Annotated in this window: 3 protein-coding genes; all 3 read left to right on the top strand. The window is 62.3% G+C overall.

Annotated elements, in window-relative coordinates; genetic code table 11:
- Positions 1-2,419: monovalent cation/H+ antiporter subunit A (locus tag AC1DUU_RS24835; protein WP_476786038.1), on the top strand; the 2,419-nt coding region annotated here is incomplete at its 5' end.
- Positions 2,419-2,757, top strand: a complete 339-nt coding sequence (locus tag AC1DUU_RS24830) for a Na+/H+ antiporter subunit C (protein WP_476786037.1) — start codon at positions 2,419-2,421, stop codon at positions 2,755-2,757. The genes AC1DUU_RS24835 and AC1DUU_RS24830, both read left to right, overlap by 1 nt.
- On the top strand, positions 2,757-4,194 hold a 1,438-nt coding region (locus AC1DUU_RS24825), incomplete at its 3' end, for a monovalent cation/H+ antiporter subunit D (RefSeq protein ID WP_476786036.1). The genes AC1DUU_RS24830 and AC1DUU_RS24825, both read left to right, overlap by 1 nt.

The raw sequence follows: 4,194 nt of genomic DNA, 5'->3' as shown, positions 1-4,194 counted from the left end.
GACCATCACCGGCATTGGCGGACTGGGACTTCTCGCCGGCGTCCTGCTCATTGGCCACATCGTCGGCAGCTACGATCTCGACCGCGTGCTCGCCTCGGGCGACCTCATCCGCTCGCACGATCTCTACGTGCCCGCACTTGTGCTCGTCTTGCTGGGCACCTTGACCAAGAGCGCCCAGTTCCCGTTCCATTTCTGGCTGCCCAACGCCATGGCGGCTCCCACGCCGGTGTCGGCCTATCTGCATTCGGCAACGATGGTGAAGGCCGGCGTGTTCCTGATGGCGCGGCTGTGGCCGGTGCTGGCCGGCTCCACCGAATGGTTCTGGATCCTCGGCTTTTGCGGAATGATGTCGCTTGCACTGGGGGCGTATTTCGCCATTTTCCAGCAGGACATAAAGGGCCTGCTCGCCTATTCGACGATCAGTCACCTGGGCCTGATCACGCTGCTGCTCAGCCTGGGCAGCCCACTGGGCGCTGTGGCCGCCATCTTCCACATGGTCAACCATGCCACTTTCAAAGCCTCGCTTTTCATGGCCGCCGGCATCATCGACCACGAATGCGGCACACGTGACATCCGTCGGCTGAGCGGGCTTTTCCGCTTCATGCCGATCACAGCGACCCTGGCAATGGTAGCAAGTGCCGCCATGGCGGGCGTTCCCCTGCTCAACGGCTTCCTGTCCAAGGAAATGTTCTTCGCCGAGGCGATCGAAACCCATGCGATCTCGGTGCTCGACACCGCCGCACCTTATGTTGCCGTGCTGGCAAGTACGTTCGCCGTCACCTACTCACTCCGGTTCATCCACGGCGTGTTTTTCGGTCCGCCACCCGCGGACTTGCCAAATCTGCCTCACGAACCGGCATTCCTGATGCGGTTTCCGATCCTGCTCCTGGTTGTCGCCTGCTTGCTCGTCGGAACCATTCCTGCCCTGACAATCGGACCATTCCTGCACACCGCTGTCACCTCTGTGCTCGGCGAGCGTACGCCCGAATACAGTCTGGCCATCTGGCACGGCTTCAACCTGCCCTTGCTGATGAGCGTCTTCGCGCTTGTTGCCGGTGTCATCCTCTATCTGAGCATCAAGAACTACCTGGCGCATTGTGAGGAAGGTCCTCCTTTCTTCCGCCGCCTCAAAGGCCAGCGCATCTTCGAACGCGCCATGGTCACCGTCTCTTGGCGTTGGGCGCGCTTTGTCGACTACCGCCTCGGTGCACGCCGGCTTCAGCCGCAGCTTCGCCTGTTAGTGACAGTGGCTTTCATTGCGGCGCTATGGCCGCTCTACAGCCTAGGCTTCGCGTCCGGCCGATTCACCTTGACGGGTGCCGATCCCGTCTTTGCCGGTGTCTGGGTACTTGGCATCGTTTGCGCCCTCGGTGCGGCCTATCAGGCGAAGTTCCATCGCCTTGCCGCCCTCATGCTCCTGTCGGGTGCCGGGCTTGTTACCTGCATCACCTTCGTCTGGCTTTCCGCGCCCGACCTCGCCATCACCCAGCTGCTGGTCGAGATCGTGACCACCGTGCTCATCTTGCTTGGCCTGCGCTGGCTTCCCCAGCGCGTCCAAGACGGCCACACCACCGCTGCCGCGGTCGTGGGCGCGCGGCTGCGCCGCTTCCGCGATCTTGCCATCGCGGTTTGCGTCGGCGGAGGTGTGACGCTGATTGCCTATGCGGTGATGACGCGCACGCAGCCGCCCACAATCGCCGACTACTTCCTGGAAAAGGCCTATAGCGAAGGCGGCGGACGCAATGTCGTCAACGTCATCCTGGTCGACTTCCGCGGCTTCGACACGTTCGGCGAAATCACCGTGCTCGCAATCGTGGCGCTCACGGTGTTTGCCTTGCTGCGCCGCTTCCGTCCTGCCTCCGACAGCGTCGATTCACCCGAACAGCAGCGCATCCAGACCGCCTTCGACGAGGCCCAGCCCGATCGCGAGACCGGCGAGACAATCATCGACTATCTGATGATCCCAGCCGTCATCATGCAGTGGATGTTTCCTGTCATCATCATGTTCGCCGCCTATTTGTTCTTCCGCGGCCACGACCTGCCCGGCGGCGGCTTTGCCGCCGGCATTGCCATGGCTGCGGCCTTTATCCTTCAATACATGGCGGCCGGAACAAAATGGGTCGAAGACCGGCTCAGGGTTTTGCCTGTCAGGTGGATCGGCCTTGGCTTGCTGTTGGCGGCTTTCACCGGTGCCGGCTCCTGGCYGTTCGGCTATCCCTTCCTGACCTCGCATGCGCGCTACGTCGACCTGCCGCTGATCGGCGAGATACCGTTGGCCAGCGCCATATTCTTTGATCTCGGCGTGTTCTCGCTGGTGGTCGGCGCAACCGTGCTCATGCTGATCGCCCTTGCCCACCAGTCGATCCGCCGGCACCGCGTCGCCCGCACCATGGCTGCCGCAGAGGAGGAGAACGCCTGATGGAACTGATCCTCGCCATTGGAATTGGCGTCTTTGTCGGCTCGGGCGTGTGGCTTTTGCTGAGGCCGCGCACCTATCAGGTCATCATCGGGCTCTCGCTCATCGCTTATGGCGTCAACCTCTTCATCTTTTCGATGGGCAGGCTGCAGATCAACGCAGCGCCCGTGCTGGCGTCCGGCACCGTCAATCCTGCCGACTTTACCGATCCGATCCCGCAAGCTTTGGTCTTGACCGCCATCGTCATCGGCTTTGCCACCACGGCCCTGTTTCTGGTCCTGCTTCTGGTTTCGCGCGGCCTCACCGGCAGCGACCATGTCGACGGACGGGAGCCCAACTGATGGCGTGGGCAAACCACCTTGTGATCGCACCGATCCTGCTGCCGCTGGTCACAGGCGCCTTCCTGCTWTTGTTCGACGAGCGCCGCCGTGCCCTCAAGGCAATGGTCAGCCTCTTTGCGACGCTGGCCTTGCTGGTCATTGCCACCATCCTCGTGACCCAGGCCGCTACGGCGGCCAACACCGTCTACCTGCTCGGCAACTGGAAAGCGCCTTTCGGCATCGTTCTGGTGCTCGACCGGCTGTCGGCGCTGATGCTGGTGCTGACATCGGTACTGGCGATGGCGGCGCTGATCTTTTCGCTCGCCCGCTGGCACAAGAGCGGCCCGCATTTCCATACGCTGTTTCAGTTCCTGCTGATGGGATTGAACGGCGCCTTCCTCACCGGCGACCTGTTCAATCTCTTTGTCTTCTTCGAGGTGTTCCTGGCCGCTTCCTACGGCCTGATCCTGCACGGATCGGGGTCGCTCAGGGTCAAGGCGGGCCTGCATTACGTGGTGATCAATCTTGCTGGCGCTTCGCTGTTCTTGATCGGCGTCARCCTGATCTACGGTGTCACCGGCACGCTCAACATGGCCGACCTCGCCGTCCGCATTCCCATGGTCAGCGCAGATGACCGCATGTTGCTGGAAGCTGGTGCTGCGATCCTCGGCATCGCTTTTCTGATAAAAGCAGGCATGTGGCCGCTCGGCTTCTGGCTGCCCACCGCCTATAGCGCTGCAGCAGCCCCGGTGGCGGCGATTTTTGCCATGCTGAGCAAGGTCGGTATCTATATCCTGCTGCGCCTGTCGCTGCTGTTGTTCGGCATGGATGCCGGCGCCTCCGCTGGCTTCGGCGAGCCCTGGCTGCTTTATGGCGGCATGACCACCATCGCCTTCGGCGCCATCGGCGTTTTGGCATCGCAGGCCATGGGGCGCCTCGCCGGCTCCTATGTGCTGGTGTCATCCGGCACGCTGCTTGCGGCCATCGGCATGTCCAATGTCTCGGTCACCTCGGGCGCGCTGTTTTACATGGTCAGTTCCACGCTGACGATCGCGGCTTTCTTCCTGCTCATCGAGCTGGTCGAGCGCGCCCAGGACCCGGCCGCCGACGTTCTCGCCGTCACCATGGAAGCTTATGGCGACGACATGGACGAGGAAGAGGAGGAAGACGAAATCGGCGTCGCCATTCCAGCGACCCTCGTCATCCTGGGCATCTGCTTCACGGGCACGGCCCTGCTTTTGGCCGGCTTGCCTCCGCTTTCCGGCTTCATCGCCAAATTCGCCATGCTGACAGCGCTGTTCAATCCTGACGGACTTGGCGCTAGCAGGGGAGAGATTTCGATAACGACATGGGTGTTCGTGGCCCTGCTTATTCTGTCGGGCCTGGCAGCGATGATCGCCATGACACGCGCCGGTATCCGCACCTTCTGGGCGCCGGTCGAAGGCACGGTGCCGCGTG

The organism is Aminobacter sp. P4_H6_2, assembly GCF_056400805.1.
This window is presented reverse-complemented; position numbering and strand designations above follow the sequence as displayed.

Bases quoted from the DNA above. Each gene is read 5' to 3' on its own strand.
- AC1DUU_RS24830 (WP_476786037.1), top strand. From the start codon at position 2,419: ATGGAACTGATCCTCGCCATTGGAATTGGCGTCTTTGTCGGCTCGGGC.